This is a genomic window from Saliphagus sp. LR7 (assembly GCF_003344565.1).
Taxonomy (GTDB): domain Archaea; phylum Halobacteriota; class Halobacteria; order Halobacteriales; family Natrialbaceae; genus Saliphagus; species Saliphagus infecundisoli.
The window spans coordinates 21,079-43,381 of sequence record NZ_QPND01000018.1 but is presented as its reverse complement, the minus strand read 5'-3'; the positions used below and the strand labels follow the sequence as shown (position 1 = coordinate 43,381).

Here is a 22,303-nt window from a genome sequence, read left to right as displayed (position 1 = left end):
CAGTTTAAACCCGATCACGGCCCTATCGCGGACGATGAACGTCGAGGAGCTGTCGGGGCTGCCCGACGGCGCGGTCGAGCACTTCCGAGGGGAGGGGATCGAGGAGCTGTATCCCCCACAGGCCGAGGCCGTCGAGGCGGGGATCACGGAGGGCGAGAACGTCGTCGCCGCCGTCCCGACCGCAAGCGGGAAGACGATGATCGCCGCCCTGGGGATGCTGTCGGCGATCGAACGAGGGGGGACGGCGCTGTACATCGTTCCGCTTCGCGCACTCGCCAGCGAGAAACGCGAGGAGTTCGAAGCCTACGGCGCGTTCGGGATCGACGTGGGGGTCGCGACGGGCAACTACGAGTCGACGAGCGACTGGCTCACCGAAAGGGACGTCATCGTCGCGACCAGCGAGAAGGTCGATTCGCTCGTGCGAAACGGCGCCTCCTGGCTGACGGACCTGACCTGCGTCGTCAGCGACGAGGTCCACCTCATCAACGACGGGAGTCGGGGGCCGACTCTCGAGGTGACCCTCGCGAAACTGCGCCGGCTGAACGAGGCCCTCCAGGTCGTCGCGCTGTCGGCGACGGTCGGTAATGCAGGGGAGATGGCCGACTGGCTCGACGCCGAACTCGTCGAGACCGACTGGCGGCCGATCGACCTCCGGACGGGGGTCCACTACGGGTCGGCGATCGAGTTCGCAGACGGCGACGGTCGGGAGGTGGCGGTCTCCGGAAACGAGAGCCAGGAGGCGGCGCTCGTCGGCGACATCGTCAGCGAGGGCGGTTCCTCGCTCGTCTTCGTCAATTCGCGGCGCAACGCCGAGTCCGCCGCCGACCGGCTGGGAGCGGTCACCGACCGGGAACTCGACGACGACGAGCGCGCGGAGCTAGAGGACCTCGCCGAGGGAATCCGCGAGGGAAGCGACACGGAGACCAGCGCGGATCTCGCCGACTGCGTCGAGCGCGGCGCGGCCTTCCACCACGCGGGCCTTTCGAGCAGCCAGCGAAGCGCCGTCGAGGACGCCTTCCGCGAGCGCTTGCTCAAGGTTATCTCGGCGACGCCGACCCTCGCCGCCGGCGTCAACACCCCCGCCCGGCGCGTGATCGTCCGGGACTGGCGCCGGTACGACCCGACCGCGGGCGGGATGGCTCCCCTCGACGTCCTCGAGGTCCACCAGATGATGGGGCGGGCGGGCCGTCCTGGCCTCGACCCCTACGGCGAGGCCGTGTTGCTCGCGAAGGGCCACGACGAGCGCGACGAGCTGTTCGACCGCTACGTCTGGGCCGATCCCGAACCCGTGCGCTCGAAGCTCGCGGCCGAGCCCGCGCTTCGGACCCACGTGCTCGCGACGATCGCCTCGGGCTTCGCCCGGACCCGCGAGGGCCTGCTCGCGTTCCTGGAGGAGACCCTCTATGCGAGCCAGTCGGCCGAACCGGGCCGCCTCGAGACGGTGACCGACACCGTCCTGGCCTACCTCGAGTCCAACGACTTCGTCGAGCGCGGACCCGAGGGCGAGGATGGGAACGGGGAGGTGGAGAGCGACGCTGGCGGGGCGTTCACCCCCGCCTCCGAACTCGACAGCGACGAGGAGTTGCGGGCCACGAGCCTGGGCCACACCGTCTCGCGGCTCTACCTCGACCCGATGAGCGCCGCGACGATCGTCCACGGCCTGGAGGACACAGAGGAGCGCCCGACCGCCTTCGGGCTCTACCAGCTCATCTCCCGAACGCCGGATATGTACGAGCTTTACCTCCGCTCGGGCGAGGACGAACTGTTCGGCGAGATCTACTACGAGCGCGAGGCAGAACTGCTGGGCGAGGCGCCGAGCGAGTTCGAGGACGACCGCTTCGAGGACTGGCTCGCGGCCCTGAAGACCGGCAGGCTCCTCGAGGACTGGGCAAAGGAGGACGACGAGGGAGAACTCACCGATCGGTACGGCATCGGCCCGGGCGACCTCCGCGGGAAGGTAGACACCGCGGAGTGGCTCCTGGGCGCGGCGGAGTCGCTCGCGAGCGAGATCGGAAGCGAGTGGACCGTCGCCGTCCGGGAGGCCCGTGCCCGGGTCGAACACGGAGTCGGCGAGGAACTGCTCGAACTCGTCTCGGTTCGGGGGGTCGGCCGCAAGCGTGCCCGCCGGCTGTACGCCGCTGGGATCGAGACCCCCGCGGCGCTCAGAAACGCCGACAAGGGCGTCGTTCTCGGGGCGCTCCAGGGGGCGAAGACCGCAGAGACCGTCCTCGAGAACGCGGGCCGCGAGGACCCCTCGATGGAGGGCGTCGAGCCGGTCGTCGAGGCCCGGGAGGCGCCCGACTCCGACGCCCGCGCCGACGAGGAGTTCCCCGAGAGCCAGGCGGACCTCGGTGACTTCTGATGGAGCTACTGCCCTGTCGGCTCTCGATCGACGACCTCGATCGGTTCGTCGCCCGGCTCGGCGAGATCGGCGACACCCACGGCGCGACGATACAGGCGTTCGACGCCCGCTACGTCGCCGGAGAGGCCCACCTCCGGCGGGCGGTCGAACTCGCCGACCGAGCGATCGCCCGCAAGGAGGCCATCGCCCGCGACCGCGCGGTCGAGATCCTGCTGTACGCCGCCGGACGCAGGCAGATCGACCGCGCCCTCGAGATGGGCGTGGGAGAGGGCGAGTGTGACGCCGTGGTTCTGATCGACGGCGGCGACGAGGCCGGGGCGCTCACGGACCTGGGGGGGCTCGACGCGTTCGTCGGAGATCGGGAGGCGATGGGGGGCGACGAGGCGACCATCGAGCGCTTTTTCGAGATCACGGCGGCCGAACGGGCGGCAACCGACGCGGTTTTCGAGGACCTGGTCCGTGAGCGCGTGGCGTTGCTCGTCGTCGAGAAGTGACGGTCTCACCCCGGCAGGAAGACGTTGATCGCGGCGACGACGACCCCCGCCAGCGCCATCCGGATTGCCGCCCAGTACACCTGCTGGCCGGAGATCGAGGCGAGGTAGACGCCGAACCCAGCGAGGATCGTGATCCCGACGAGAAGCGACGCCAGGACGGCCTGTCCCATCGTCAGAAGCACACCTTCGAGTGCGAGCGGCACGAGGGTCAGTACGACCGCGAGCACTGGCCCGGCCGCGCTCGCGGTGGCGTGGACGACCCGGGCCGTTCGGTGTTCGCGCTGGAGGCGTGTGTCTCCGAGTTCGGTCAGCATCGCGCGTTCGATCCGCTCGCGCTCGGCGAGGCCCTCCGCGCGTTCGATCTCCCAGACGCTCCAGACGCCCGAGGTGCCGAGGCCGACGGCCGCCCCGAGACCGATAGCGACCACGGTCAGTCCCTGGTCGATCCCCGAGAGGTAGGCGCCGACGACGACGCCGATGCTCGTGAGCGTGCCGTCGAACCCGTTCGAGATGAAGTACCGCCGGGAGATCGACCGGACCTCGCCCTTCTCTATGACGCGCCGAACCCTCGCGAGTCGGTCCGACATCCTCACTCGCCCAGCAGGGGGTCCTCGACGGTTCGCGAGCCACAGGAGACCTGATCGATCGAGTGGACCGACGCGCTCAGGTCCTCGACTTCCTCGCGGATCGTCCCGAGGTCGAGATCCTCGCCCGCGAGGGTAACCCTGAGGGTCTTGACGCGCTCGTCTACCTCGACGACCGTCGCGGTCGCCGCGTCGATCCCCTCTACGTCGCCGAGGCGGGCCGTGAAGGGAACGACACCGGGGTCGTGGGGTTTCAGTACGTCGAGAACGAGCCGCGTGACCGGAGCCATGGTCGTCTGAACGGCGGGGTGGCTGAAAGGGCTCCGGATGGCGGTGGTGGTCTCCTGGACGGCACGCTCTTGTAGCCGTCGCCGGAATACGGGTCATGGCAACGCTCGAGGACCCCCTCGAGATCGGCGGCAGTGAGGTGCCCAACCGCCTCTATCGCGCACCGCTGCTCGAGTGTGCCGGCAACGGCCCCGACGCCGTAGACCGGTTGATCGAGGAGCTGCTCCCGGCCGCGGAGTCGGGCGTCGGCCTGCTCTTTCAGGGCGCGACGATCGTTCGGGGGGAGGGCGGCTGTGCCGCGCCGGGGATGACGCGGGTCCACGACCCCGAGTTCGTCGCCCGGCTGTCGCGACTCACGGAGGCGATCCACGACGTGGGCGGGCGGCTCTTCCTCCAGCTCGAACACGGTGGGCTGCGCTCGATGGAGACCTGGCACGCAGACTTTCGACGCGAGCACCCCGACCTCGAGCAACTGGCGGTCTCGGACCCGCCCTGGCAGCTCCGGGCGCTCGACCGGGCCGGGTTCCTCGAGTACGATCCCCACGTCTTATAGTGATTAGGACGATTCTTTACCAATAAGATACGGCCAAATGTTTGGTTCGCTGATCGCGTTCACTCCTCGTGAGATGTAGTCTTTCAGCGTCGGGAGATCAGGAACGAGTCGATACTTGAACCACTCTTGCAACTGATCCCAGCAGCCTTCAACTGCGTTCAGTTCGGGAAGCTTCGAGGGGAAATACCAGACTTCGAGATCGTCACCGCGGACGCACGCGACCGAACTGTCTCCGACAGTTTCGGTCGCTCGTTCTCCGCTGACGTGCTCCCAGAGATCCCGCGCCCAGAAGTAGCCTGCCCGGTCAAGAAACACCACTAACTCTTCACCGAATTGCTCTTGCAACGCCTCCAGCAGTCGAATCCCGTGAAATCTGTTGAGGTTCTCGTCCGTCCAGCAAAAGAAGCTGTCACCGTCGTCGGTGACAGCGCCCAGCACTGTCACCGACTTCCAGGACGTTGCAGTCTCGATAGTTGGGTTCGAGCCAATCGGGTACCAGCCAGGTCGTTGGACGGTCCCGACGTGCTTGGTGAACTGATCGACAACAACGACGGTTTCCTCGCTCAGTTCGGGCCGTTTTTTTCGACTGTCGCCTGGAACTCGGCTTTGTCTTCGGGGTCGGCTTCGTGGTGTTGAGGCCGTGCTGTCCGCAAGGACAGCCCGGCCTCGTTCAACAGTTCGTACGCGTAGGCATTGCTGTACTCGACGCCATACACCTCTTTGACGTGGTGCAGCAGGAGCTTCGGAAACCACGCTTGGTGGTCGTAGCCGAGTTCAGTTGGTGGCTCCTGCAATTGTTCGAACAACTGCTCTCGGTCCTCACCTTCGATCTTGGCTGGGCCTCCCGGTCGAGGAGCATCGTAGGGAGCTTGCTCGATCGGTTCCTCCTCGAACCGATCGAGCCAGTTGCGGATCGTCTTCTCGACAACGCCATGGCGGTCAGCCAGCGTATCCAGTTGATCGCCTTGCTTGCGTCCGATCGCCGCGAGAACGCGTTCTCGCGGCTTCCCGTCCTCTGTTTGTTCCTTGAGTTCGTGAAGTTCTTCGATCGAGATATCGTCGAGCCGACCCATTACCGACTCTACCCCGTCCCTCGGTAAATCATTCCCTTAATCACTATTAGACACGGGGGAGGTGTACGACCTCGCGGCGGACTTCGGCCGGGCGGCAGGATACGCCGCCGACGCGGGCTACGACGGGATCCACCTCGCTGGCGCGAACATGGGGATTGTCCAGCAGTTCCTCTCGCCCTTTTACAACCGCCGCGACGACGAGTTCGGCGGCTCGCCCGAGGCACGGCTGCGATTCCTCGAGGTCGTCCATAGCGAGATCCGCGAGCGCGCCGGGGACCTCCCGCTGGTCACGAAAGTACCCGCGGAGACGCCGGCGACGCCCGCCGTCCGCCGGAAGCTCTCCCTTCAGGACGGAATCGAGATCGCCCGCCGGCTTGAGCGAATCGGCTACGACGCCGTCGTCCCCGTTCGAACCTCCGTCGTCTGGGACATGAGCATCGTCCGCGGGGAGTACCCCGAGCGGGCGTGGGAGTCGGAGGCGCTCCGGGAGGGGTACGACGCGGCGTTCGGGGGGCCCCTTCGACGCCGGCTCGTCGCGGCGGGCAACCGACTGGAGTCCGTCCTCTACGACTTCGAACCCGCCTGGAACGAGGATTTTTGCAGGCGGGTCCGCGAGCGGGTTTCGATTCCCGTCCTCGCGGAGGGCGGGATCCGCGGGCGCGGGGAAATCGATCGGCTGCTGGGCGCCGAGGGCGATCCGGCCTGTGACGCCGTCGGGATGGCCCGACCCTTTTACGCCGAGCCGCGACTGGGGGCACGGTTGCTCGCCGACGGCGATACGGGGAAGGACAGGACGAAAGCGGGCGAGGCCGTCGAGCCCGACGCGCGGGTCCTCTGTGAGAGCTGTAATAACTGTACGGTGCCCCAGGCCACCGGCGCGCCGGGGATCTGCCGGACCCCGGACGTGCTCCGGGAACGCCGAGAACTCGAGGAGGCAGGCGCCTACGGCGAGAACCCGTCGCTCAGGCGGTGACGACCCCGCCGGTCAGCTCCGCGAGCGTCCCTTCGGCGGTGTACTCCGGGGCCTCGACCCGGAACCGGTCCTCGGTCGAGCCGGCGTAGTGGAGCTGGAGGGCGTAGGAGCCGTCGTCGCCGATCGGCGCCGCCTCGCGGCGATCGACGCCGACCTGCTTCATGGTGACCATCTCGCCGGCGTACTCCGTGCTCGCCGTTCCGCGGATCTCGTAGGTCACGCGTTCGGCCTCGACGTCCGTTCCCTCGAGCGGATAGCCGTTGTTCTCCCAGCCACCCAGCCCCTCGTCGATCGCGTACGCGTGTTCGTACCCCGCGTCGATCAGCGACGCGGCGCGCTGAGAGGAGAGGTGGTGGGGACAGCCACAGTAGGTGACGATCCGCGTGTCCGTAGCCCACTCCTCGACCGGGTCGTCGTCGACGCCGTCCGGTGCACGCGACCACACCGCGCCTGCGATTCGTTTTCCATCGTACTGGGCGCGACCTCGCGCGTCCACGAACTCGGCCTCCCCGTTCTCGTACCACTCGTAGACGTCCGTGACCGGCGCCAGCGGCACGTCGGTCCCGTCGGTCGTTATGGTCTCGTAGTCGAACTCGTTGGCCGGCGTCCCGTTGTCGCCGCCCCCATTGCCACCCAGACACCCCGCAACGCCACCCATCGCCGCGGCCCCGCCGACCGCGAGAAACGTACGCCTGTTCATCGAAACCGAGTTGGACCCTGGAAAAGATAGGACTTCTGGTCGATTTCGGCCGGTTCGAACCCCTTTGTTTCGAGTGGAAACCGATGGACTGCGAAAGGGTTGGGTTCGAGGCGAAGTACGAGAAGTAGTCCCCACAGGATTCGAACCTGTGTCGAAGCCCCCAGAAGGCTTCAGGATTGGCCACTACCCTAGGGGACTGAAACCGCATCAGATCGTTGGGCAGATTCCTACTTATGGTTGTCGGGTTACGGTTTTGCTTCAGAGTTTTCGGGTGCGTCGAGATGATTGAGACGATGGCAGTTCGCACAGAGAACTACGCATCGTTCGATTTCTTCTCGGATGCTCTCTTTCGAATGTCCGTTCACGACCATCGTCGCGACGCTCCGTTCTTTCTCGTTTGGATGGTGAAAATCCAAGCAGAGTGGCCTATCTTCATCGCATCGGGTACATTTGCAGTTCTGGTCTTTGTATTGGTAGAGCCACCGGCGTATCTCTGCTCGACGACGATCTTTGCGCTCGATCCGTTCCTCCTGGTTCTTGTAGTACCAACGCTGTTGACTTGTGAGTTCGTCCCATTCGACACCGGAAGGGAGCTCAACCTCGGTCGGTTTCGCTTGAATGGGCTGATCACCGGTCGCGCCTCGGTCGAAGGTTTCCAATCCAGCACGTTCCTTTGCCGCGTTCCATCCGCCTAGCGTTTTCATAATCGTCGCCGAAGCCGGCGTCAATTCTAATTCCTCGTAAGCGGCTTTCGTCGGCGACTCGCCGAGTCGCTCGGCCGCTCGCCCCAACGCCTCGAGGCAGTCCACCTCCGTCACCATGTCGTCTATAATCACGGCTTCTGACATAAATCTATGGCCGGATGACGGCGTCGCTCGCGAACCGACACGCCTTTTCCCCGCTCTCGCGCACCCACGCATATGTACATCGGACGCTTCCTGCTCGTTGGTCCCGGGATCGGCGCCTACCGCGTCTCCTCGCGATCGTTCCCGAACCGCCGGATCGACGACCGGGGGGAGGCCCTGACCGTCGGGCCCACCGAGGACGCCCCCGAGACCGACAACCCCTACGTCGGCTACAACTGCCTACGGGTCGTCGAGACTCCCGACGGAGAGACGGCCGCGTTCGGCAACGGCTCCCACGTCGATCCGATCGCCGAGAAACTCGAGCGGGGCTACCCCGCCCGCGACGCGCTCGCGGCGAGCCTGCTCGCGCTCGACTACGAAAAAGACGACTACGACACGCCGCGGATCGCGGCGACGATCAGCGGGAGCAGTGCCGGAAACGGCGGCGAGGCCTACGTCGGGATCGTCCGCAGGGACGCGCTCCTCGTCGAAGCGGTTTCCGAGCCGACGCTGGTCGCGACCTACGAGCACGACCGCCCCCAGGCATTCGAGTTTGACGCCGAGAGTGCGAAGGCGGCCGCCCGCGAAGCCTACGACCTCGCGTTCGAGCACGCGGTCTGTGCGGCCGGCGTCGCCCGAGTCGGTGGGGAGTTCGAGACGGCGATCGTCAACGACTGACCGTCGGAACTACGTTCTTGGGCCGCGTTCGGCCGGTCATGACGGACCCCACGATCCGCACCGCGACCCCGGAGGACGTCACGGGGATCCGCCATGTCGCCGAACGGAGCTGGAACGCCGCTTATAACGGAATTCTCGACGGCGAAACGATCGACCGCGCCCTCGAAGAATGGTACGACCCCGACCAGGTCCGGGAGTTCGTCGATCGCGACGAGGTCACGTACCTGGTGGCCGAGGACGGGGACGTCGTCGGCTACGCCAGCGGCGGTCCGGACGGCGAAGGAGACGGGGATGTGGCCGTCCTCGGCGCGATTTACGCCGATCCCGACCTGTGGGGCGAGGGGGTCGGCACCGCCCTCCTCTCCGCCTTCGAGCGCGAGCGTCGTCGAGCCGGCGACGACGCGGTCCGGCTGCGGGTGCTCGCCGACAACGAGGTCGGGATCGCGTTCTACCGTGCCCGCGGCTACGAGGCGGTCGCCGAGCGCGAGGACGAGCTGTTCGGCGAGCGAGTCGCGGAACGGGTGTTCCGACGGGCCCTCGAGTGATCTCCTCGGCCGCGTCGCGGAATAGTCCCGGCGTCAGGGCGCGACGCCGACCGTGAGCAGGGTCCCGAGTTCGCGGTAGCGTTCGACCATCGCTTCCCGGCTCTCAAAGTCGTCGGTCGGGAACTCGCCTTCGTCGGGGATCTCGACCTCCCGGTCGGGGAGGTTGTCCTGGGAGGCGACGTACAGTCCCGCCTCCCGGAACGCCTCGCGATACTCCCGGCGGCTCCAGCGGCTCATCTCGACGTCGATCGACTCCTGCCAGCCGTGGGAGTGGTGATTTTCCTCGTAGTAGTTGACCGCACAGAAGAACGTGCCGCCGGGCCGGAGGACACGGGAAATCTCGGACAGCGCTCGGTGGGGGTCCCCGGCGTAGTAGAAGGCCTCCATACTCCAGACGTGGTCGATCGAGTCGGTCGCGAACGGGAGGGACTCGAAGTCACCGACGACGTACCCGACTCCCGGATCCGTGGTGTAGGAGGCGGCGTTTCGGGCCATCTCCGGGGCGCCGTCTATACCGTAGACCCGTCCCGCCCCCTTGGTTTCCCGGAGCGCGCGGCCGGCGTAGCCGCTCCCACACCCCAGATCGAGGACCGTCTCGCCCGACTCGACCGGCATCCGCGCGAGCGCACCCTTGGCGGTGTGCCAGTGGCGCTCCTCCATTCCTCGATCCCGGCCGTCTGCGGCCCACTCGTCGAACTCCTCGCGAACGCTCATGACCGGGTGTCGGTTGCGAGGGGGCAAGTGCGGTTCGCTTCCGCGCGACCGACAGGCTCTTTAGGCTGCCCTAAAAATGTCGGGTGGAGGGTCGAGGCCAGCCATCCCGTGGGCATCGGGACGACGCCGTCGGCCGTCGCCTTTCGCGTTTCTCGGGGGAGAGCCCCCGACCACTTCGTCTCGAGGAGGGACGCGACCGTCAGTGGTCTCGGGATGTGGATCGGGAGGGAGACCATCCGGACTCTCGGCCGCGTGGGGCGTCGCCTCGCCGCCCGGACTGGCGGGGGATCCGCACGCTTAAGTCCGTCCCGGCAGTCGGTATGCCCAGTATGGAGTACGCCCTCGAGATCGACGACACGCCGGAGACGGTCCCCGGGGGGACCGGCATCCTCCTCCTCCATCCGAGCACGGGCGAAACCGACCGCATCGACACCGAGTTTTTGAAAGCCGACACCGACCACTTCCTGGTGATCTCGACCCGGACCACCGCCCGGGAGGTCAAACAGAAGCTCGAACACTACGACGTGGACGAGGCGAAAGCCGACATCCTCGACACCCTCAGCATCGAGCGGGGCTACTCGCGCCGGTCGGGCGAGAACGTCCACTACGTCGCCGCGCCCGACGACGTAGACGGCATCGTCGAACAGGTCGCCGGCTTCCTCGACGACCACGACGGGAAGCTCCGGGTGAGCTTCGACTCGGTGACCGAACTCGCCTACTACGCCGGCGATGACGCCGCCCTGGAGGCCGTCGAGCGGATCATGGAGGAACTCGCGGCCCACGACGCCATCGGGCTCTTTCACCTCTCGGAGGAGGTCCACGACGGGAGCGTCGTCGCACAGTTTCGCGACCGCTTCGACGGCGTCATCGACCTCGCAGAGGACGGAACGACGACCGTCGAGTTCTAGAGGCGTGACCCGCTACGACAAGCTCGTCCGCGACCGGATCCCGGAGATCGTCGAGGCCGACGGCGAGACCCCGATCACCCACCGAGCCGACGACGCCGAGTACGACCGCCGGCTCCGCGAGAAGATAGTTGAGGAGGCGAGGGAGTTCGAAGAGAGCGGCGACCCCGAGGAACTCGCGGACGTGCTCGCCGTCGTCGAGGCGATCTGCGCGTTCGAGGGGATCGACCCCGAGCGCCTCGCGGAGCTCAGACGCGAGAAGCGGGAGCGACGGGGCGGGTTCGGTGACCGGATCGTCCTTGAGCGGGTCGACGAGGACGGCAGCGGAACCGAGGAGTAGCTACTCCAGAGCGTCGAACGTCTTTTCCGCCCACCGTACCGCGTAGGAGGCGCCGTGTTCGCGGTAGGCCGCGGTGTCGAGGGCCGCGAACGGCGCCGGCAGCTCCAGGCCGTGTTTGATCGCCCCACAGGCGAGTTCAGTCGCCTCTGGAAATTCGGTCTCGCCGCGGGCGACCGCACTCGGGAGTCCCGTGACCCGTTCCTCGAGCCGGCTTCCCGCGTCGGCCCAGGCCGCGCCGAGGTCGGGGTGGTCGCCCGTCTCCCACTCGGCGAAGACGGGCCGGGTCAACAACCCCTGCCAGCCATCGTACAGCGCGGCGGCGAGCTGGTAGGTTCCCGCGGGATCGAGCGGCGTCGCCCGATCCAGAGCGCGGTACTCCTCCCCGAAGAACCCGAGGAAGGCCTCGGGGATTTCGAGGCCGACCTCGACTATGGCCTCCGCGAGCAGAAAGTGCAGGAACGGCTCGGGAGTTCCCTCGACCCGGGCTTTGACGATCACTACAGGGGGTGTCGTCTGGCGGGTCCAGGCGACGCTGCCGTCGCCGGGCAGCCCGACCGTGAACGCCTCGCCCGCGTACCGGATGAGGAGTTCGGGGGCGTCCTCGGGGAGCCAGTCGTCGGGATGGCTCGCGGGCTCGAGTCCGTCGGCGAAGAGCCCGAGTTCCTCCGCCCGAGCCGCCGGCAGCGTCTCGAAGTCCCGATCGCAGTCGAGGACGACGGTCTCGGGGGCGTGTTCGGTCCGGACGGCCTCGACGGCCGGGGTGAGCTCCCGGGGCGTGAACATCAGCCGAAGACCATCTGGACGACCAGCAGGATCGACAGCAGTGCAGAAGCGAGAACCGTCGCGAGGACGATCTTTGTCGCGGTGCTCATGCCCGGGACCTATCCTCGGGCTCGCATAAATCCATCCTTCGACGCCCGTGGCGACGGTCCGCGGCGACCGCGCGGAGGGAGCTCCTTCCTCGTGACACACCACCATTTCGTATGCAAACGATCCACGCACGAGAACCGTCGAAACGGCCGTTGGAGAACGATCTACAGGGGAAGAAAAGGGGGTGGTGCTGTGGGGCGGGGTTCGCGGGCGGGGACGCCCCGCTACTCGTCGGCGTCGACCCAGGAGTCGGGGACGTCGATCACGTACCGGCCGTCCTCCTGGAGCGAGACGATGTGTTCCTCGCGGTCGTAGAGCTCCATCAGGTTGAGCTCGTACTGGCCGGGTTCGACGATCTTGATGCTCTCGAACTGCTCGTTCAGCTCGTTTCGTAGTTCGTCCACCGAGGGCTGGTCGTCGTCCTCGGGTTCGCTGACGACCCGGCCGTGGTCGGGCCGGTCCTCCGTGCGGTCGTCCGGCGGGGTCGCCGACTCTGCATCCTCGGGGAGCTCGTCGGGTCCGACGACGGTCCGCCGGGCGTCGGCCTGGGCGCTGTCCTCGCCGGGCGGGTCCGGCCAGTCGGCCTCGACCTCGCGGTCGGCGTTCGCGCTCTCGGCGTCGTCGGCCTCCTCGCTCCGGTCCTCGGGCGGACGCGCCGTCTCGGGCCACTCCGCGAACGGGTCCTCGTCGTCGGTCTCGGCGGCCTCGGTTTCGGTCGGTCGGTCCGGCTCGCCGTCCGCTCCGTCGTTCGGGTCCGGCTTACCCGCCCCCGACTCGGACATCCAGTCGCGGACGGTCGCGGCCGCCCGCGAGACGGTTCCGGACTTCTCGCCGACCGCCTCGTCGCCGGCGGGGTCGTCGGCTCCGGTATCGGCCCCCTCGCCGGTCGCCCCGCTGTCGCCCTCGGTTCCCGCGTCGGCTTCCTCGCCGTCGGCGTCGGGGGTGAACTGGAAGCGGTTGCCTCCACAGTCCGGACAGCCCGAGAGCATCTCCTTGGAGCCGTCGGGAAACCGGCGGCCGCAGTTCGTACACTGGTGGGGCATCTCAGTCCCGGGAGACGAGCGCGCTGATGAGCGTCTCGTCCTTGTGGAGCGTCTCGATCCGGTCGGCCGGCCCGATCACGGTCAGTTTGGCGTCGGGACCGTCCTTGCCCATCAGCCGGCCGAAAAACGAGGGGCTGTCCGAACTCGGCCGCGGGTAGGTCTCGATCTCGATCCCGTTGAACTCCTCGGGGTTGATCTCGGTCATCGTTACCTCGATCAGCTTGCTCTCCTCGTCGGGGGTCAACCCCTCCTCTAGGATGACGATGTTGCCCTCGTGGACGCCGTCGAGGATCATCCGCACCTTCTCCATGCTCGTCTTCCCCTCCATGCGCTGGCCGCTGATCAGGTCGATCTGGACCCCGTCGCCGCCGTCGGTTGTGGCTTCCGGCATCTGATCACCCGAAGTACTCCGCGATCTGCTCGTAGACCTCGTCCATGTTCTCGCCCTCCTTGGCCGACAGCGGCACCGTCTCGTGTTGGGGGAACGCGTCCTCGATGCGCTTGACGCTCGACTCTTCTAAGTCGATCTTGTTCGCGAAGATCAGGACGGGCAGATCCCGGGATTCGATGATCCCGATCAGCATCGTGTTCACTTGGGTGATCGGGTCCTCGGCGCTGTCGAGCACGTAGATGACGCCGTCGACGTCCTCGCGGAGCCAGTGCATCGCCTCCGCGACGCCCTCAGTGGCCTCCCGGGAGCGCCGGACGGCGTCGTCTTTGTCCATCTCGTCGGTGAACTCCTCGTAGTCCACCTTCGTCGTCACGCCGGGGGTGTCGACGATGTCGATCGACACCGTCTTCCCGTCGCGTTCGATCTCGACGTCCTCCTTCCGGCGGGCCCGGCGGGTTTCGTGCGGAATGTGGCTCTCGGCGCCGACGGCGTCGCCGGTCCAGTCGCGGGCGATGCGGTTGGCGAGCGTCGTCTTCCCGGCGTTCGGCGGGCCGTAGATACCGATCCGCTTTGGCTCCTGCTCGGAGAACAGGCGGTCCGTAACGCGAGAGAGGCTGTCCCTGAGTCCTGTAAGCAATCCCATCCTTTAGATCCTCCACGCACCGTTAGGTGGCTGCGCGTAGCACTATCCCCGACTCACTTAAGCCTACGTCAGACGTGTCGCGCCGGTAACTGCTCGTTTCCGTCGGTTCCCACGACAGTTTGACCTCCTCCACGCCGTGAACGACGTGGAATCCCACCATTGGATTTCAGGCCGACCGATTCAAATTAACGTCGCGCTCGCCGTCATAGATACAACTCATATCGTACTGACTCTGGTCAACTACCCCACCCTACTTCGCTCACCCTGACGGGTTCGCTCGTGGAGGGTGGGGCTTGTCCGTGAACTCGGCCTCGAACCCATCAGGGTAGGCGGTAAATCCGCCCTTCGGCGTCGCCGTTCCAGACTTGAGGGCGAGTTGACTGTCGCCCGTCCGCCGAGACGACTGTTGGCCTCGACGGACGTACCGCATGCCGATGTTCTTCGCTGCGTTGTAATCCGCGTTCGCTTCCGAGTCGCACTTCTGACACCGGAAGTCGGTGCGCGAGGGGCGATTCTCGTCCGCTGTGAATCCACACTCCGCACACCGCTTCGACGTATACGCCGACCCGACTTGCTTTACCGAAACACCGACGGCCTCGGCCTTGTATTCGACCTGCTCGTAGAGCGTTCGGAACGCCCACTTGTGACCCCACGACGCGCCCGTGCGGTCGCGGATGTGAGTCAAATTCTCGAACGCGATCACGTCACAGTCGTAACGGAGTGCTTCGTCTATCAGCGCGTTCGACGCCCGGTGGAGAACGTCACGGACGTATCGAAGTTCCCGACCACTCGACTGCACGAGCGTCCGGTGGGCGCTTCGTGTTCCGGTCTGTTGCAACCCGGCACGCACTTTCTCGAACTCGCGGAGGTCGTGGGTGAGCTCCCGTCCGCTGACGAAGGAGGCGGTGCTAGTGACAGCGAGGTTTTCGATCCCGAGGTCAACCCCGAGGACCGTTCCGTCCTCGGCGGTGTTTCGTTCGGTCTCGTTCTTGTACCGGCGGAATCCGATGTGCAAGAAGAACTCGCCGTCGCGGGCGGTGAGCGTACTTTCCGTAACGCTCCAGTCGTCCGAGTCGAGATACTGACGCTGGTAGCCATCGTCGGCGTCAGGAAGGTCAAGCGGACACCGAACACGGCTCTCCGTCGTGGAGAGAGAGACGGTATCGTCATCGAACACCGTCATCGTCCGTGTATCGTACTTCACCGTCGGTGCGGTGAACGTCGGTTTGCTGACCGTCTTCCCCTTCGACCGGCGTTCGAGACAGCCGGTGATGGCTTGTGCGGCTTGGTGGGTGGCGAGAATCGCGTGCTGACTCCCGAGGTCGGTATCTTCGCGCACAGAATCGTAGGCGAGAGGTTGGACGTCACTCTTGGCGTTGCACCGTCCCCACGCGAGGTCTGTGGCGAGTTGGCACCCCCGTTTCCACTCGGTGATGGTCTCTTCGAGCAACTCGCGTTGCTCGCCATCTACCGAGAGGCGGGTGATTGCCGTCCGACGCACGTAGTCGTCTGCCACGCGTTCAATGTAAATCTGTGGCTATTTAGAGATAACGGAAATGCTCAGCTATACGAACGTGCTCCTCCCCTCCCTACTCGCTCGCTACGAACCGCGCTCGCTCCTTGAGGAAGGGGACTCCGCGCTACCGATTAGTTGAATTACTCTTCTGGTGGCGGATTTCGACAGGTGTGCTGAATATAGAGGATAGATCCAGCACAGGACTTCCGCGCGGATCACGATTCGATATCAGACGGAACCGAGTCAGATCCGTTAATTCTCTCGTTCCGTGTACCACGAAAGCGTTTCACCGATAAAAAGACCTTCTGTCGGGATTTCCACAGTCACACCTTCCAAGTCCCGGATTTTCGGGACGAGGTCGCGTAACTCTCGCGATCTGGTGGACGATATAGAGATACGTTTAATGGGATGCTACGTGTATAGATACCATGTCCCACACCCGGTTCACTCCTGATCTTGATCTGGACGGACTTTCCCCGGACGAGGCCTTCGCTATCCTGGGGAACGAAATCCGGTTAGAGGTCATTCGCGTACTTTGGCAAGCGGGTGCCGCTTACGAATACGACGACGGCTCTGATGCCGTCAAAACGGTGTCGTATTCCGAATTGCAAAACGAGGTTGGCGTCGATGATAACGGGGAGTTCAACAGGCAGTAGCGAGGAGTCCCCTTTCTCACCGAGCGGCGAAGCCGCGAGTAGGGAGGGGAGGAATCGCGTTGCGAAGGTGGGCGAAACAGTTAGTATCGCCCGGTTCGGCGTCCTCAGTCGTCCGAAGCGGGCTTCAGACAGCCCAGCAATGGGTGCCGAACCAACACGTCGGTGCGGGAAAGGTTTGGTTCCTCGCTCCGGACGGGCCGCCGTCAACCGGCCCCGAAGGACGGACCGACGACGCGACCGCTCCGAGCACGCTCGACTTGCCGCGACGTCGCCGAGGTCACGTCCAATTACATTGCCTCTGCCGACCGACCGCACCGGCACACAAGTCGGTCCGGGACCACAACTCCCGACCGAAGCCACGCAAGCCCCGTCCGCAGAACGCCGAAGGCGTTCAGGGCGGGGTAGTTGACATTCTTGTGAACCGTTCTACGACACCCTAGGCGCACTGTGAACTACCCTGCCCTGCTCGGTCCGACGGACTCGCTGAAGACGGGGCTTCCTGTTTCCAAGACGCGCTTTGTAGTAACGCCCCGTGAAACTCACGGCGGGATTTATGAGAGCCCACCCCATAGGAGAGGTATGGCCGCTTCCGGGGCCGACTCTCGCATCGTCACGACGGTCGCCGACGTCGACGTCGGCGACGGGCTCTACTCGAGCGCCTCCGAGTCGGTATACTGGGTGATCGAGATCTCGCCGAGACGGGTCGTCCTGCGGGCCGCCGACGACACGACCGACACCTGGGTTCGGGAGACCCTCGAGGCATCGTTCGAGGCCAACGAGTGGATCCGCCAATCCACGCGACCGCCGTCGATCGACGACTCGACGTCGACCGGCGCCACTGGCTGATACGGATCGCTGTCGCGGTTCACTGGGCCTTCCACTTCGTCGAACAGCCCATCGGGGAGACGGTCTCCGTCGGATACTCCTCGCCGGCGAGGATGGCATCGATCGCGTCCCGGACGTACTGCTCGGTCACGTCCTCGCCCTCCCTGTCGTCGTCGATCGCGCCCTGATAGACCAGCTCGCGGTCCCCGTCGAAGACGAACGCGTGGGGGGTACACTGGGCGCCGTAGGCCTTGGCCACCTCCTGGGACTCGTCGCGGAGGTACGGGAAATCGAACTCCTCGCTGGCGGCCCGCGCGTTCATGTGCTCGAACGAGTCCGTCGGATAGAACTCGTTGCCGCCGGCGTGTTCCTCGATCGCGTTGTTCGAGTTGATCGCCACGAGATCGGCGTCGCCGTAGTCGGCCTGAATCGCTTTCAGACGATCCTGATAGGCTTTGGCCGTCGGGCAGTGGTTGCAGGTGAAGACGACGACCAGCGCGGGCGCGTCGAACTCCTCGAGCGCGTACGTCTCGAAGTCGAGGGTCGCGTACCCCTCGCCGGTCACGCCGGGCAGTTCGAAGTCGGGCGCCGGTTCGCCGGCAGCAAGCGGATCGACCTGCATGGGAACTGGTGTGGTAGCAAGGGACAAATACGTGTGGAAACCGGCCGTTTCACGCGATTTCTCCGCGTGTTGACCCATTCGGACGACGGTCGGGGACCCCGCGGACAAACGCAGGCCTCATCAGACCCCGGATCCTGGCCCGACACATGAATCTCGCGGGACACGAACGGGGAGTAGGGATCGCGGAGGCCCTCCACGGCGCCGCGGAGTGGCCCGTGATCGTACTGTTCGGGCTGCTCACCCAACTGGGCGACGTCTGGTTTCTCTTCCTGGTCGGCGGGAGCCTCTACGTCGCCGGCGACACGCTCCCCTGGCGGGGAATCGACCGCCGCAAGGGGCTGTTCGTCCTGGCGCTGGGGCTCACGTACGTCGCCCTCGTCGGGGCCCTCAAGGCGATCTTCCAGCTCCCGCGGCCGCCGGGTGCCGGGACTCCGCCCGAGCTGGTGGGGCTGCCGTCGGTACTCGCCGCCGTCGTCGAGAGCATCACGACGGCCGACAGTCCCGGATTCCCGAGCGGACACGCCCTCGGGACCACCATGGTCTGGGGCGGGCTGGCGCTCGTCCTCCCGTGGGGAACGCGACGGAAACGGGCGGTGGTCGCCGCGGGCGTGATCCTCCTGGTCTCGCTCTCGCGGCTCGTCCTCGGCGTCCACTACCTCGCCGACGTCGTCGCCGGGATGGCACTCGGGGTGGTCGTCCTCGGGGCGCTCTACCGGCTGTCCGACGACGGCACCGCTCCCGGACGGGCCCTCTTCGTCGCGGCCGCCGTCGGAGCGATAGGGGTAGTCGTCACCCTCACCTTCGACAGCGTCGCCGCGAGCGGCGGCGCGCTCGGCGCGTGGGTCGTCTGGCGGGCCGTCGCCGACACCACCCCGGCACATCCGACGACCCGGCGGGAGGTCGTCGCCGGCTTCCTCGTCCTCGGTGCCGGGGCCGCCCTCTTCGGCGGGCTCACCGCGACCGAGCCGCCGCTCGCGCTTACGTTCCTCGGGGCCGTTGTCGCGGGCGGCCTGGCGGTCGGGGCGCCGCTGGCGGGCGAACGGCTCGCGTAGGCGTTGTATCCTCGAGTCGGCGACGGAGCGAGAGTCGCGACTGAAACGGTTCAGCGACGGAGCCCGCGACACGGCGAACAGGTCGTTTTCCGGACGAGCGGCGCCCGGAAAACTCGTGCCTGGCACGGTCAGATGGTGGGGGAAGACCGCGCGTTCGCCCATTGCCCGTAGTTCGGATAACTATTTCGACCGTTCACGGCGAACTGGCTCCTCCCCGCGGTCGGGAGGCGACCGCCGGATCCGAGACGCTCGAGGACGAGGTCGCGCGTCCGGCGTGGTCCGGGGACCGCCTTTGACATCCTCCCCGCGCTGAAACGCGAGGATTCCACCGTGGAGCGTTGGGTGGTCCGACATTACCCCGGCGGTAACTTCCTCCCTGACGGGAGTACCGGGTTCGTGAGCACCACGTCGGGGCGGTGGACGCATGGCGACGCCAGTCTCTTTCGGACTCCCCCGCTTGTGGCTCCACACCCGCCCGGTCGCCCGACCGCATCCTCCTCCGAGACGTTTGGACACGGCGCGACTACGGGAGGGACCCCGGATCTCCCGGTTGATACTTTACGCGATTGGCTTACCACCATGTACGACGCCAGAGGGCCTAATTCTTGCGGTTTTGCGGCCCTGCCTACCGCTTGACCCCGCCCTGAAGGGCGAGGCTTGCGCTCGAAATTCACGTCATTCAGGGATCGAAAACTGTTATGGCAGTCCTGGAACGTACAGGGCATCGATGGCGAGGCGACGATCAAGCACGGACCCCACACGGCGGGAGCGGCCGACGCCGACCGACGAGGGCGGATGAACCGGCGCTATCTCCTGGTCGCGGCCGCACTCGTCCTCGCCGCGAGCTACCTGGTCGCCGGCGGGGTCGTCGATCCGGCGACCGAACCCGAGACGATCGACCGGGAACGGCTCGTCCAGCCCGCCGAAAACGGGAGCTACATCTGGCCGTACACGAGCCGGGACCGGTCGCTCGCCGAACGGACCCTCGCGATCAACATGATCGTCCACGGGCCCGACGACCGCGTCCGGCGAACCCTCGCCGACCAGGATGACCTCGAGTGGGAGGAGCTCGATCCCGACGAGGAGACCAACGAGACCGACGACGGCGAGGAGCCGATCCGCTGGAACGACGCCCACGGCTCGACGCGATACACCTACGTCGACACGACCCAACAGGGCGGCGGCAGCCGCTGGATCACCGAGAGCTACCAGCTCCACAGCGGAACCTACCTCGGGAGCCGACAACACATCCGCGCGTACACGACCGACCACGACGAGTGGACGGCGATCCAGGTCCACCAGGAGTACTTCGACTTCTTCCGGCTTCGCCACACCGTCACCGACATCCAGAACTCTCGAAACGACCTCGAGGGGGTGTTCCTCGACGAACCCTACGTCGAGGAGGTCCGCCGGGAGTACCACGCGATCCACGGGGGGTGGAACGACGGCTGGCTCTCGGTCGTCGAACTGCGGACGTTCGGCTCGCTGCTGGCCGGAAGCGCCCTCGGCGTCCTCGGGCTGGTGAGCAGGGAGACCGCCCGCGACCTCGCGGGCGGCGGGCGCTCGCTGCTTTCCTGGACCCACCGGAACCTCCGCGGGTTCGTCCTCGCCGTCGCGCTCGCGGGCCTCGTCGTCGGCGTCCGCAGCGCCGCGCTGGCCATCGAGGCGGCACTGCTCGGCTGGATCACGCCACAAGCGGCCGTCGTCGTACTCTACCCGATCCTGGCGCTTGGCCTGCCGGTGACGACCATCGTGCTCACCCAGCCCCTAGAGCGGGCGAGCCGATTCCTGCGCCTCCAGCGGGTCGCAAACCGGCTGGGTCGACCCCTCGAGCCCCAGCCGGCGTTCATGTTCGCCGTCGTCGGCCTGGGAGCGGGATTCGTCCTCGACTTCCTCGGGATCGGGATCACGGCGCTGCCGATCGAACTCCTGCTCCACCGGGTCGGGTTGCTGATCGCGCTGGGTTCGATCGCGGCGGGCTCGGCGCGCAGCGACGGGGTGGGCCTCGCGCTGTTCGCCGTCGGCCTCCTCGGCTGGGGCGCCGGCCTCGGACTGCCGCTGCTGGGCTTGATGTGATCCGCGGGGAGGTCCCGCGGCGAGATACAACGTTTAACTTACCCCAGAAGCGAACGCACACTCAAGCGAGAGAGTCCACCATCCATGACGGAGATCTCGGTTGCGGAGGTCGAAGCTCGCTCGGGGGTCGAGAAGGAGCCCGGAGAGACCGTAGCCGAGTACCTCCGCCGCGTCGGCGACCGGGCCGACGTGCCGACCGAGGACGTCGAGGCGGTCGTCACCGAACTCCAGCGCCAGCAGTTCGCCGGCGGGACCGTCGCCGCCGATGACGCCGACGCCCCGATCGAGGCGTTCCTCGAGGCGGCCGACGACCTCGGGGGCGACGCTGGCGATCCCGGCGGCAACATCGCCGACCGAGAGGGCCCCGACGAGCCCGAAGCCGACGCCGAGGACACGGGCGACGGAGGGACCGACGCGGCGGCCGGGGCGGCCGCGTCGGACTCGACGGCCGCGACCGACGGCGCGGACGAGGAGGACCCGATGGCGTTCTACCGCTCGGTAGCGGTGCTCGGCGTCATCGTCCTCCTCGCCGGGGGCGTCATCGGCAGCGCCGTCCTCCTGGGGACCGACCTGGGACCGAGCGGCGACGGCCCCGAGGCGTCGGGCGACGCGGGTGCCCTCGACGACGCCGCCAACGGGACCGAGGGCGGGTCGGATGGGGGCGACGCCGGGAACGACTCCGACGATCCGGCCGCGAACGGGACCGAGACGAACGAGACAGTCACGAACGGGTCGGCCGTGAACGGGTCCTCGGACGAGGACGCGGCGAGCAACGGCACCCCCGACGGGAACGCGTCCGCGGACGACGCCAACGACACGACCGACACCGACGGGAACGGAACCCCCAGTGACGACGGAACCGACGGCGAACCCATCGGCTTCGACGGGGAAGTGACGAACGACACGGACGCCGAAAACGGCAGCGACGGCGGAACCGGTAGCGACGAGGACGGCAACGACAGCGACGGCGGGACCGACCTTGCGGCCGGCGACGAGAACGGCACCGACGAACCCGTCGGCTTCGGCGAGGGCGCCGACGGCGAGGACGACGATGAGACCGAGGACGCCGACGACGAAGACGGGACGGACGACCCCGGCGCCATCGACTCCGCCCCCGAGGCGACCGGCTCGCTCGAGGTCACCGACAGGGCCGCCCCCGGCGACCAGCCCGCCGACGAGTACGTCGAACTCACGAACGTCGGCGACGCGCCCCTCGACATGTCAGGCTGGACCGTCCGCGACCGCGAGGGCGGCGCCGTCGACACCCACGGGCTCGAACCGCTCGAGTTCCCCGACGGGTTCGTCCTCGAGCCCGGCGCGAGCGTCCGACTCGTGACCGGCGACGGGGAGGACACCGCCGAGACGATCTACTGGGGCCAGAACCGCCAGCACTGGCGCTCGGCCGGCGACGTCGTCGTCGTGCGGGACGCCGACGGCGAGACCGTCATCCGGCATCCCTACGGGGACCAGGCGTAGCTACGACTTGCTCGGATCGGGGGTCGGTATTTCGCCACAAAAGAATCCCATCTCGAGCCCGGCCGAACGAAACCGAACG

Annotated in this window: 24 protein-coding genes and 2 pseudogenes; 13 read left to right on the top strand and 13 right to left on the bottom strand. The window is 66.8% G+C overall.

The features are described from left to right. Nucleotides 1–34 precede the first annotated feature (34 nt). Together DVH23_RS18455 and cgi121 are read left to right on the top strand one after the other, a co-directional pair. A complete protein-coding gene (locus DVH23_RS18455) occupies nucleotides 35–2,362 on the top strand; it encodes an ATP-dependent DNA helicase (protein ID WP_114578881.1) in 2,328 nt (775 codons plus the stop codon). Beyond that, nucleotides 2,362–2,856, top strand: coding sequence for a KEOPS complex subunit Cgi121 (gene cgi121 / locus DVH23_RS18450; RefSeq protein ID WP_114578880.1), 495 nt, complete (start codon nucleotides 2,362–2,364; stop codon nucleotides 2,854–2,856). Before DVH23_RS18455 ends, cgi121 begins: the two co-directional genes overlap by 1 nt. Before the next feature lie 5 nt (nucleotides 2,857–2,861). Here the strand turns inward: cgi121 and DVH23_RS18445 are convergent, their stop codons facing one another. Together DVH23_RS18445 and DVH23_RS18440 are read right to left on the bottom strand one after the other, a co-directional pair. Then, nucleotides 2,862–3,443: a VIT1/CCC1 transporter family protein gene (locus DVH23_RS18445; protein WP_114578879.1), complete on the bottom strand. Its 582-nt coding sequence runs from the start codon at nucleotides 3,441–3,443 to the stop codon at nucleotides 2,862–2,864. A 2-nt stretch (nucleotides 3,444–3,445) separates the two neighbouring features. Continuing rightward, a complete protein-coding gene (locus DVH23_RS18440) occupies nucleotides 3,446–3,730 on the bottom strand; it encodes a DUF211 domain-containing protein (RefSeq protein WP_114578878.1) in 285 nt (94 codons plus the stop codon). Between the two features lie 95 nt (nucleotides 3,731–3,825). On the opposite strand from DVH23_RS18440, the pseudogene DVH23_RS18435 reads away from it, so the two are divergent. After that, a pseudogene (locus DVH23_RS18435) lies at nucleotides 3,826–4,278 on the top strand (NADH:flavin oxidoreductase); the annotation flags it as partial. 6 nt (nucleotides 4,279–4,284) lie between these two features. On the opposite strand, the gene DVH23_RS18430 reads toward DVH23_RS18435, so the two are convergent. Together DVH23_RS18430 and DVH23_RS18425 are read right to left on the bottom strand one after the other, a co-directional pair. Beyond that, nucleotides 4,285–4,848, bottom strand: a complete 564-nt coding sequence (locus DVH23_RS18430; RefSeq protein ID WP_114578915.1) for a transposase — start codon at nucleotides 4,846–4,848, stop codon at nucleotides 4,285–4,287. Then, the gene (locus tag DVH23_RS18425) at nucleotides 4,845–5,354 is read right to left on the bottom strand and encodes a winged helix-turn-helix domain-containing protein (protein WP_114578877.1); all 510 of its coding nucleotides are present in this window, start codon (nucleotides 5,352–5,354) and stop codon (nucleotides 4,845–4,847) included. The genes DVH23_RS18430 and DVH23_RS18425 overlap by 4 nt, the downstream gene beginning before the upstream one ends. A gap of 43 nt (nucleotides 5,355–5,397) precedes the next feature. On the opposite strand from DVH23_RS18425, the pseudogene DVH23_RS18420 reads away from it, so the two are divergent. Further along, a pseudogene (locus tag DVH23_RS18420) lies at nucleotides 5,398–6,327 on the top strand (NADH:flavin oxidoreductase); the annotation flags it as partial. Here DVH23_RS18420 and DVH23_RS18415 read toward each other — a convergent pair. Then, nucleotides 6,317–7,027 (bottom strand): rhodanese-like domain-containing protein, encoded by a 711-nt coding sequence (locus DVH23_RS18415; protein WP_114578876.1) that lies wholly within the window; start codon nucleotides 7,025–7,027, stop codon nucleotides 6,317–6,319. The pseudogene DVH23_RS18420 and the gene DVH23_RS18415 overlap by 11 nt on opposite strands. A gap of 245 nt (nucleotides 7,028–7,272) precedes the next feature. Then, nucleotides 7,273–7,848: a homing endonuclease associated repeat-containing protein gene (locus tag DVH23_RS18405; protein ID WP_114578875.1), complete on the bottom strand. Its 576-nt coding sequence runs from the start codon at nucleotides 7,846–7,848 to the stop codon at nucleotides 7,273–7,275. A gap of 99 nt (nucleotides 7,849–7,947) precedes the next feature. Between DVH23_RS18405 and DVH23_RS18400 the strand changes: the two genes are divergently transcribed. Together DVH23_RS18400 and DVH23_RS18395 are read left to right on the top strand one after the other, a co-directional pair. After that, nucleotides 7,948–8,550 carry an IMP cyclohydrolase gene (locus tag DVH23_RS18400; RefSeq protein WP_114578874.1) on the top strand — a complete coding sequence of 201 codons (603 nt, stop codon included), beginning with the start codon at nucleotides 7,948–7,950 and terminating at the stop codon, nucleotides 8,548–8,550. Nucleotides 8,551–8,588: 38 nt separating this feature from the next. After that, nucleotides 8,589–9,095 carry a GNAT family N-acetyltransferase gene (locus DVH23_RS18395; RefSeq protein ID WP_114578873.1) on the top strand — a complete coding sequence of 169 codons (507 nt, stop codon included), beginning with the start codon at nucleotides 8,589–8,591 and terminating at the stop codon, nucleotides 9,093–9,095. 33 nt (nucleotides 9,096–9,128) lie between these two features. Here the strand turns inward: DVH23_RS18395 and DVH23_RS18390 are convergent, their stop codons facing one another. After that, entirely contained in the window at nucleotides 9,129–9,809 is a 681-nt protein-coding gene (locus DVH23_RS18390; protein ID WP_114578872.1) for a class I SAM-dependent methyltransferase, read from the bottom strand. 329 nt (nucleotides 9,810–10,138) lie between these two features. Between DVH23_RS18390 and DVH23_RS18385 the strand changes: the two genes are divergently transcribed. Both DVH23_RS18385 and DVH23_RS18380 read left to right on the top strand, forming a co-directional pair. Beyond that, the gene (locus DVH23_RS18385; RefSeq protein ID WP_114578871.1) at nucleotides 10,139–10,717 is read left to right on the top strand and encodes a hypothetical protein; all 579 of its coding nucleotides are present in this window, start codon (nucleotides 10,139–10,141) and stop codon (nucleotides 10,715–10,717) included. Nucleotides 10,718–10,721: 4 nt separating this feature from the next. Continuing rightward, on the top strand, nucleotides 10,722–11,054 hold the full coding sequence (locus DVH23_RS18380; RefSeq protein ID WP_114578870.1) for a nucleoside triphosphate pyrophosphohydrolase: 333 nt from the start codon (nucleotides 10,722–10,724) through the stop codon (nucleotides 11,052–11,054). On the opposite strand, the gene DVH23_RS18375 is transcribed toward DVH23_RS18380, so the two are convergent. From DVH23_RS18375 to DVH23_RS18355, 5 genes are all read right to left on the bottom strand, one after another. Beyond that, nucleotides 11,055–11,837 (bottom strand): hypothetical protein, encoded by a 783-nt coding sequence (locus DVH23_RS18375; protein WP_114578869.1) that lies wholly within the window; start codon nucleotides 11,835–11,837, stop codon nucleotides 11,055–11,057. A gap of 311 nt (nucleotides 11,838–12,148) precedes the next feature. Next, a complete protein-coding gene (locus DVH23_RS18370; protein WP_114578868.1) occupies nucleotides 12,149–12,967 on the bottom strand; it encodes a Zn-ribbon containing protein in 819 nt (272 codons plus the stop codon). Between the two features lies 1 nt (nucleotide 12,968). Then, the gene (locus tag DVH23_RS18365) at nucleotides 12,969–13,358 is read right to left on the bottom strand and encodes a DUF2073 domain-containing protein (protein ID WP_114578867.1); all 390 of its coding nucleotides are present in this window, start codon (nucleotides 13,356–13,358) and stop codon (nucleotides 12,969–12,971) included. Nucleotides 13,359–13,362: 4 nt separating this feature from the next. Then, on the bottom strand, nucleotides 13,363–14,001 hold the full coding sequence (locus DVH23_RS18360) for an Era-like GTP-binding protein (RefSeq protein WP_114578866.1): 639 nt from the start codon (nucleotides 13,999–14,001) through the stop codon (nucleotides 13,363–13,365). Nucleotides 14,002–14,260: 259 nt separating this feature from the next. Next, a complete protein-coding gene (locus tag DVH23_RS18355) occupies nucleotides 14,261–15,517 on the bottom strand; it encodes an RNA-guided endonuclease TnpB family protein (protein WP_114578865.1) in 1,257 nt (418 codons plus the stop codon). Nucleotides 15,518–15,945: 428 nt separating this feature from the next. Here DVH23_RS18355 and DVH23_RS18350 point away from each other — a divergent pair, with 428 nt between their 5' ends. Together DVH23_RS18350 and DVH23_RS18345 are read left to right on the top strand one after the other, a co-directional pair. Continuing rightward, nucleotides 15,946–16,173: a hypothetical protein gene (locus DVH23_RS18350; protein WP_198668000.1), complete on the top strand. Its 228-nt coding sequence runs from the start codon at nucleotides 15,946–15,948 to the stop codon at nucleotides 16,171–16,173. 579 nt (nucleotides 16,174–16,752) lie between these two features. After that, nucleotides 16,753–17,019, top strand: a complete 267-nt coding sequence (locus DVH23_RS18345) for a hypothetical protein (RefSeq protein WP_114578864.1) — start codon at nucleotides 16,753–16,755, stop codon at nucleotides 17,017–17,019. 19 nt (nucleotides 17,020–17,038) lie between these two features. Here the strand turns inward: DVH23_RS18345 and DVH23_RS18340 are convergent, their stop codons facing one another. Next, complete coding sequence (locus tag DVH23_RS18340; protein ID WP_114578863.1) at nucleotides 17,039–17,620, bottom strand: thioredoxin family protein; 582 nt, start codon at nucleotides 17,618–17,620, stop codon at nucleotides 17,039–17,041. Between the two features lie 146 nt (nucleotides 17,621–17,766). On the opposite strand from DVH23_RS18340, the gene DVH23_RS18335 reads away from it, so the two are divergent. The 3 genes from DVH23_RS18335 to DVH23_RS18325 all read left to right on the top strand — a co-directional run bounded on the left by DVH23_RS18335 (nucleotide 17,767) and on the right by DVH23_RS18325 (nucleotide 22,224). After that, nucleotides 17,767–18,672: a phosphatase PAP2 family protein gene (locus DVH23_RS18335; RefSeq protein WP_114578862.1), complete on the top strand. Its 906-nt coding sequence runs from the start codon at nucleotides 17,767–17,769 to the stop codon at nucleotides 18,670–18,672. A 795-nt stretch (nucleotides 18,673–19,467) separates the two neighbouring features. Next, nucleotides 19,468–20,748: a hypothetical protein gene (locus tag DVH23_RS18330; protein ID WP_114578861.1), complete on the top strand. Its 1,281-nt coding sequence runs from the start codon at nucleotides 19,468–19,470 to the stop codon at nucleotides 20,746–20,748. 84 nt (nucleotides 20,749–20,832) lie between these two features. After that, entirely contained in the window at nucleotides 20,833–22,224 is a 1,392-nt protein-coding gene (locus DVH23_RS18325) for a lamin tail domain-containing protein (RefSeq protein WP_114578860.1), read from the top strand. Nucleotides 22,225–22,303: the final 79 nt, after the last annotated feature.

Coding starts and splice junctions, on each gene's coding strand:
- DVH23_RS18345 (WP_114578864.1), top strand. CDS start 16,753: ATGGCCGCTTCCGGGGCCGACTCTCGCATCGTCACGACGGTCGCCGAC.
- DVH23_RS18455 (WP_114578881.1), top strand. CDS start 35: ATGAACGTCGAGGAGCTGTCGGGGCTGCCCGACGGCGCGGTCGAGCAC.
- DVH23_RS18385 (WP_114578871.1), top strand. CDS start 10,139: ATGGAGTACGCCCTCGAGATCGACGACACGCCGGAGACGGTCCCCGGG.
- DVH23_RS18330 (WP_114578861.1), top strand. CDS start 19,468: ATGAACCGGCGCTATCTCCTGGTCGCGGCCGCACTCGTCCTCGCCGCG.
- DVH23_RS18445 (WP_114578879.1), bottom strand. CDS start 3,443: ATGTCGGACCGACTCGCGAGGGTTCGGCGCGTCATAGAGAAGGGCGAG.
- DVH23_RS18350 (WP_198668000.1), top strand. CDS start 15,946: ATGTCCCACACCCGGTTCACTCCTGATCTTGATCTGGACGGACTTTCC.
- DVH23_RS18425 (WP_114578877.1), bottom strand. CDS start 5,354: ATGGGTCGGCTCGACGATATCTCGATCGAAGAACTTCACGAACTCAAG.
- DVH23_RS18325 (WP_114578860.1), top strand. CDS start 20,833: ATGACGGAGATCTCGGTTGCGGAGGTCGAAGCTCGCTCGGGGGTCGAG.
- DVH23_RS18395 (WP_114578873.1), top strand. CDS start 8,589: ATGACGGACCCCACGATCCGCACCGCGACCCCGGAGGACGTCACGGGG.
- DVH23_RS18405 (WP_114578875.1), bottom strand. CDS start 7,848: ATGGTGACGGAGGTGGACTGCCTCGAGGCGTTGGGGCGAGCGGCCGAG.
- cgi121 (WP_114578880.1), top strand. CDS start 2,362: ATGGAGCTACTGCCCTGTCGGCTCTCGATCGACGACCTCGATCGGTTC.
- DVH23_RS18375 (WP_114578869.1), bottom strand. CDS start 11,837: ATGTTCACGCCCCGGGAGCTCACCCCGGCCGTCGAGGCCGTCCGGACC.
- DVH23_RS18360 (WP_114578866.1), bottom strand. CDS start 14,001: ATGGGATTGCTTACAGGACTCAGGGACAGCCTCTCTCGCGTTACGGAC.
- DVH23_RS18415 (WP_114578876.1), bottom strand. CDS start 7,027: ATGAACAGGCGTACGTTTCTCGCGGTCGGCGGGGCCGCGGCGATGGGT.
- DVH23_RS18365 (WP_114578867.1), bottom strand. CDS start 13,358: ATGCCGGAAGCCACAACCGACGGCGGCGACGGGGTCCAGATCGACCTG.
- DVH23_RS18370 (WP_114578868.1), bottom strand. CDS start 12,967: ATGCCCCACCAGTGTACGAACTGCGGCCGCCGGTTTCCCGACGGCTCC.
- DVH23_RS18440 (WP_114578878.1), bottom strand. CDS start 3,730: ATGGCTCCGGTCACGCGGCTCGTTCTCGACGTACTGAAACCCCACGAC.
- DVH23_RS18390 (WP_114578872.1), bottom strand. CDS start 9,809: ATGAGCGTTCGCGAGGAGTTCGACGAGTGGGCCGCAGACGGCCGGGAT.
- DVH23_RS18335 (WP_114578862.1), top strand. CDS start 17,767: ATGAATCTCGCGGGACACGAACGGGGAGTAGGGATCGCGGAGGCCCTC.
- DVH23_RS18340 (WP_114578863.1), bottom strand. CDS start 17,620: ATGCAGGTCGATCCGCTTGCTGCCGGCGAACCGGCGCCCGACTTCGAA.
- DVH23_RS18400 (WP_114578874.1), top strand. CDS start 7,948: ATGTACATCGGACGCTTCCTGCTCGTTGGTCCCGGGATCGGCGCCTAC.